This window comes from Pseudomonas sp. UBA2684, from assembly GCA_002354655.1.
Lineage (GTDB): Bacteria > Pseudomonadota > Gammaproteobacteria > Pseudomonadales > Pseudomonadaceae > Aquipseudomonas.
In genome coordinates, this window is the sequence record DELY01000038.1 from 28,473 (window position 1) to 34,472 (window position 6,000).

General features: G+C 58.9%; 3 protein-coding genes. 1 reads left to right on the forward strand and 2 read right to left on the reverse strand.

Annotation, left to right across the window (positions count from 1 at the left end; genetic code table 11):
- The first annotated feature begins 186 nt into the window (after window positions 1-186).
- Entirely contained in the window at window positions 187-1,728 is a 1,542-nt protein-coding gene (glpD, locus tag B3M58_RS12915) for a glycerol-3-phosphate dehydrogenase (RefSeq protein WP_296219649.1), read from the forward strand.
- Between the two features lie 723 nt (window positions 1,729-2,451).
- Here glpD and B3M58_RS12920 read toward each other — a convergent pair.
- Entirely contained in the window at window positions 2,452-3,951 is a 1,500-nt protein-coding gene (locus B3M58_RS12920; RefSeq protein ID WP_296219650.1) for a TolC family protein, read from the reverse strand.
- Between the two features lie 55 nt (window positions 3,952-4,006).
- Window positions 4,007-6,000, reverse strand: a 1,994-nt coding sequence (locus B3M58_RS12925) for an Ig-like domain-containing protein (protein ID WP_296219652.1), incomplete at its 5' end; no start/stop codon positions are given.

The window sequence follows — 6,000 nt, forward strand, 5'->3', positions numbered from 1 at the left end:
AGGGCGGACCGGGCGGCGATTCGTTACAGCCCACCACCCGCCATAAGCTACTGCCCCCGCCCCATTACGGAAAATTCGCCGCTCGGCGCGAAATCGCGCAGCGGGGTGGCGAAGCGCTGCATATTCGACTAGCATATTTTCGGAAATGAACATTAACGCGTTCGCTTTCGACTTTTTGGTGCCGTCATGCCTACTCTCCCCACTCACACTGCGCCCCTCGCTGAAGTCTACGACCTCGCTGTTGTGGGCGGCGGCATCAATGGTGTCGGCATTGCGGCTGACGCAGCCGGACGCGGTTTATCGGTGTTCCTTTGCGAAAAGGACGACCTCGCCCAGCACACCTCATCCGCCAGCAGCAAGCTGATCCACGGCGGCTTGCGCTACCTGGAACATTACGAATTCCGCCTGGTGCGTGAAGCGCTTGCCGAACGCGAAGTGTTGTTGGCTAAAGCACCGCATATCGTCAAACCTATGCGTTTCATCCTGCCCCACCGCCCACACCTGCGGCCGGCCTGGATGATCCGCGCCGGGCTATTCCTCTACGATCACCTCGGTAAACGCGAACAACTGCCTGCATCGCGCAGCCTGCGCTTCGGCGCCGGCAGCCCACTGAAAACCGAGATCGAGCGGGGCTTCGAATACTCCGATTGCTGGGTCGATGACGCCCGCTTGGTGGTGCTCAACGCCATGGCCGCACGCGAGCAAGGCGCGCACGTGCACACCCGCACGCGCTGCATAAGCGCACGTCGTAGCAAAGGCCTGTGGCATATCAACCTGGAACGCGCCGATGGCAGCCTCTACTCGATCCGCGCGCGTAGCCTGGTAAATGCCGCCGGCCCGTGGGTGGCACGCTTTATCAACGATGATTTGAAGCAGAACTCGCCGTATGGCATTCGCCTGATTCAGGGCAGCCATATCATCGTTGCGAAACTGTTCGACGGAGAGCAGGCCTATATTCTGCAAAATGAGGATCGGCGCATCGTTTTTGCCATCCCGTACCTTGAACGCTTCACCATGATTGGCACCACAGACCGCGAATACCAAGGCGATCCGGCCAATGTCACGATCAGCAACGAAGAAACCGACTATCTGCTGCAGGTAGTCAACGCCCACTTCAAGCAGCAACTGCAGCGTGCCGATATCGTGCACAGCTTCGCCGGCGTGCGCCCACTGTGCGATGACGAGTCGGACGAACCGTCCGCGGTGACCCGCGACTACACCCTGGCGCTGTCCGGAAACCCCGGTGAAGCACCGCTGCTGTCGGTATTCGGCGGCAAACTGACCACCTATCGCAAATTGGCCGAATCGGCGCTGACGCAACTGGCGCCCTACTTCCCGAAGATGCGGGCAAGCTGGACGGCTACCGCCCCATTGCCCGGCGCCGAAAACCTGGAAAGCCAAAGCGCGTTGGTTGAAGCCTTGTGCGCTCGCTTTGGCTGGCTGCCCACCTCACTCGCCCGGCGCTGGGCTAGCTGTTACGGCAGCCGCGTCTGGATTCTCCTCAAGGGGGTACTCAACCTCAGCGATCTTGGCGAACACCTGGGCGGCGGACTCTACACCCGCGAAGTGGATTACCTGTGCCGGGAAGAATGGGCCATGGATGCTGCCGATATTCTCTGGCGGCGCAGCAAACTAGGGCTGTTCACAACCCCCACGCAACAGGCGCGACTCAAGCACTACCTAGGTGTTGGGTCGCCACACAATCCGGAAGACGTCCACGCCGCTTGAACCACGCTTACCCATCCCTTTGCCCCGCCGACCACCCGAGACGCGGGGCTTTTTTGTGTACCCGTTTCCAGCACCTCATGGGCACGGCGTTAAGCGGGAAAGCGGGAGAGCTTGGAAGAGTTTCGCGGCTAAATCCGAACACAGATACCATGAGATTGCTGGGTAGAAGGGGCCTTGGCCGCAAGTTCTTTGGGCTGGTTTGAGCACGTTGCCTGAACAGTTCGCGGTCAAAACCGCGCCCACAAATCTTCGACCTGAGCATCTTTCGTGGCTAAAGCCGCTTGTGGGTTCGCAGAAACACGCGCAAACCAGCTCGCCGCACAACAGGGCCAAGTGCATTAGCTGACTCGTCGGGCAACAAGCAGAGTATTTAGCATCAGCTAATTAGTTATTGATACGCGGCAGAACGCCCTGTACGGACTGCGGCCTAACAACAAGGCCGAGTGCAGAGAACTGCACAAGCGGCCTTATACCCGTTAACGGCTATACGCAGACTTGGTAGGTTAGTGGCGCTGAGGCGAGCTATGAGCGTGCCACGTAACCCACCCAGCGTTAATCAGCCTATCCCCTCTAGTGGGTTACGGCGCAACTGAACTATCTAGCAGCAGATAGTCCGTGACCATACGCCTAACCCACCCTAGGAATTACCGCGCTCCCGGCATCATCTAGTCGGCCCCACGCCTCAACACATAACGAGGACGTAGCCTTTTAACGCCCGGAGGGTCAGTTCGTCAGACTACCGATATTGCCTTGCTGCCAACGATCCTCACTGGCGGCCAAGGCGCCGGCAATATCGCTCAGACTATCGGATGGTAATTGTGCCGGTAGCAGGTCCAAGCCGACGCTGGCAAATACCTGCCCATAGGCATTACGCAACTCGGCATAAGCCAGGTCACGCCGCAAGTCAGCATGCAGTGCATTCAGTTCGCCTTGAATCAGCTCAAGCTCACCGATGCCTTGGGCCTGGTAGCGATTGCGCAGTTGCTCGGCAATTTGCGTGTCGAGCCCAGCCAATTGTTGGCTGGTTTGAAACTGCCGCTGAGCCTCATGGTAATTGGCATTGGCCACATGCAACTGGGCCAGCACGGCCATCGACATGGCCTCGCGGCGGGCGGCGGCGACTTCCTCGCCCGCCTTGGCCACATCGATGGCTGCTGGTGCGGAGAGTACGTTGAATAGATTCCAGGTGACCTTGACGCCGTAGTCAGCCCAACTTTGGTTAACCAGGAAAGAGTTACTGTCGTAGTGCCCGCCAGCAGAGAACTCCAGGCCAGGCAGCAGACGCAGCATGGCTTTACGCGTTTCCGCGGCACTGATGCGTGCCTGATAGTCTTGCTCGCGTAACTCAGGGCGACTGGCCAGGGCCTCTTGTTCCAGAGTAGCCAGCTCCACCTTCAGTTCAGGCAATGGATAATCGTTACTGGCCGTCAGGCTCAGATCAGTGCCCAGCGGCAGGTTGATCAGGGCCGCCAGTTCGGTTTTAGCCAACGATAACGCACGGCGCTGATCTTCCAACTGGCGAGTCGCTTCGATCAGTGCACGCTGATAGCTAAGGGCCTGTATTGGATCGCCAATACGCTGCTCGCTCATCTGCTGGCTATTGCTACGCGCCTGGTCGACTCGGCTCATCAGGCTATCGATTTGGGTAAGTAGGCGATCTGCTGCCAGCGCCCGCCAATAGGCTGCGCGCACGTCCTGGATGATGGTATGGACGACTTTGCGGCGACGCTCCTGCACGATCAAACGCTGGTCGGCCTGTTGCTTGGCACTGACATAGCTGACGCCGAAATCCAGCACGTTCCACACCATGGTCAGATCCGCCACGCCACGGTCGCGATCCTGAGAGGTCGAGGGCTCCAACGACTGAGTACCGGTATCCACGCTCTGGCTACTGGAAGCACTGACATTGCTACGGCCTGCGTAGCCGGCCGACGCCGCCATACGCGGCAGCATATCGAAGCTGGCCAAATCGACCTGACGCTTCGCCAGGGCCTCCTCCATGACCTTAAGTCGGCCCTCGAGGTTGTACTTCACGGCCCGCGCCATGGCCTCATGCAGAGTCAACGGACCGCTAAGTGGCTCCTGATCCTTGAACATGTTCAGCAGGTCGCTCTGCGCACGCTGCACACTAACGCTGCGTTCGATAGGCTGGCTGGTCACAGCACAACCGCTGATAGCTAGCGCCAACACGCTGACGCCGAGCAATTTCTGGCTTTTATTCATCCTTGGGCCGCCCCCTAGTCACGGCACAGTCTTTTTGTTGTCGTATTTATCCTTGTCAGGCGTGCGGTTCGTTCACCACTACCTGCCCAAAAGCCCAAGCCAGCTCATTGAGTTGGCGCTGTTCGTTGTCACGTATCTCATGCAACTGCTGACCTAGTGTTGGCGCCCCAAATACGCCACGCAGGCCTTGAGCGGCATCACCACCCCGCCACTGTTTACCATCGAAGACTTCCAGTTGCTCCGACTCCTGCATGGCATCGCTACCAAAAATGCTCGACAGCGTACTGGAACCAAAGACCCCGCCATCACCGCCACCAAAGCCGAGAAAACCACTGCCAGAGCCATCGCCACCACTGTCGCTGCCACTACTGGCGAACACTTGAGCGATAAAGCTGGGCGCCAACGCACCGTTGTTGATGAAAATGTTGCCCAGAGTGGGAATACCACTGCCCAGCGTCGGCACTTCGAACAACGGCGGCGGCAGCAGTGGCGAGGTAGTGAGAGGCAGCGATACTACCGGAGTGGCTGGTGGTATCAGCGGGTTCAGCGTTGGCAGGTTCGCCGCAGGCGGTGTGGCGAGAAACTCTGGGTCGCGGCCGCTGGTCGCGATCACATAACGTTCTCCGGTTATGCCTACAGTCAGTGCATTGCCCGCCACATCTGCGATATCGGTTGCAGTGGCGCTCAGGTTGATACCCAGCGAACCATTGCCCGAGACACCACCAACAATGACCTGATAAGTACGGGCATCTATCTGCACCACGGACTGAATGGTACCGGCAGCATTACCCGTACTCGTGAGTACAAAGTCACTGGTATTCACCCCAGAAACCGCTTCGTTGAAGGTTAGGGTGAACCGCACAGAACCTGCGGAGCTAGGAGATGCATCCACTCGTACCAGGCTTTCGGCCAACGGTGCGGTGGTATCGACAATCACTTCAGCCGTACTGCCGACGCTATTGAGGGTCAGAGTCAAGTTGTTGCCTGCACCATCACGCACAGTGGCGCCGTTCAGCTCCAGGCCGCTACCAACCGCGATGCCATTGGCGTCGCTGTCACTGGTCTGCACGCTGTACTGGAAAACCAGCGCCGCGCTACCGGAGCCAGACACGTAGGACGCATAGCGGATCGCGCCGCCAATATCCAAAGCGATACGCGGTGCGCCGCCGGCGGTATCGACGATGAGCGCTTCGTTGGCATTAACTGTGAAGATCAATACATCGCCTGCGTTGTACTGATCGTTCGCGGGCACCACAACACTGATAACGTTCGGCGCCAGTGCATCGACAAGTACGGCAGACGTACCGCCGACGCCGTTCAAGGTGGTCACGGCGTTGTTGCCCACCGCATCACGCAGCGTGGCGCCGTTGAGATTTATGCTGTTGCCGACACTGATACCGTTGCTGTCCATCTGACCGCTGGCGACAGTCAACCGGAATACCAGCGCCGAACTGCCGGAGCCAGACACATAGTCGGCGAACACGCTGCCGCCACTGTCAAGAGTGATGGCGATGCGCGGCGTACCGCCACTGCTGTCAACCACCACAGCGTCGTTGAAGTTGACAGTGAAATCGAGGTTCTGTCCGGCGACATAGGTGCCATTGGCCGGCACGCCGACCGATGCAACCGATGGTGGCAGGGTATCGATGGTGTAGTTGTTGGAGTCGGTCGCACCGGTTCCGTTATTGCCAGCCGCATCCTGCACGCCAGCATTGTCCAGCGTGATGACATTGCTGGTGTCTGCAACATTGCTGTTCGGAGCCAGGGTCGCAGTCCAGGTGATACCACCGTCGACACTGCTCAGCCCACTCAGCACACCGTTGGCCACCGTGAAATCGGCGCTGGTCAAACCGCTTACCGCCTCGCTAAAGGTAATGGTCACGGTAGAGGTTTCACCCGCCACCAATGCGGTATCGGCCACCACAATCGAGGCGCTTGGGCGCAGAGTATCAATGGCGTAGTTGTTGGAGTCGGTGCTGCCAGTGCCGGTGTTGCCCGCCTGATCGGCAATCCCGGTGTTGTCCAAGGTGATCAGGTTGCTGGGATCTT